The following is a 397-nucleotide window of genomic DNA, read 5'->3' on the forward strand; positions in this document are numbered from 1 at the left end:
TTTAGTCCAAGTCCAGGGAAAGAACGAAATGAAGAAATTGGCGAGAAGTGCGTTACGTCGCATTCAACGACTGCCTGAGTTAGTCAAGTCGTTCTTTCGCCAGCCGGAGTGCCAATACGCTGCGGCCTGACAATACTTTCTGAAAAGTTAGTAACTGATCAAATATATGAGCTTGTCGTAGAAGCCATGCGGTGCATTCAATCGATAACTACGCGCTGGAGGTTCCCGATCTGGCGGTGGCCGAGCACTTTCTCGACGCTTTCGGACTGATCCCGCTGCGCAAGGGAAACTCACTCGACGTATTTGCCGGTGACCAGCACTGCTGGGCCAGATTCTATGAGGGTGAACAGAAGCGCCTGGCTTACCTGAGTTTCAATTGCTTTGCAGGGGACTTCGA

General features: G+C 51.1%; 1 protein-coding gene and 1 pseudogene. Both read left to right on the forward strand.

The window, feature by feature from the left end:
* A pseudogene (locus AC1DT6_RS40635) lies at window positions 1-130 on the forward strand (IS630 family transposase); the annotation flags it as partial.
* A gap of 61 nt (window positions 131-191) precedes the next feature.
* Window positions 192-397 (forward strand): VOC family protein (locus AC1DT6_RS40640; RefSeq protein ID WP_477115634.1); only part of this gene is annotated, 206 nt, incomplete at its 3' end.

The sequence above is a fragment of the Cupriavidus sp. 01L45 genome (genome assembly GCF_056399885.1).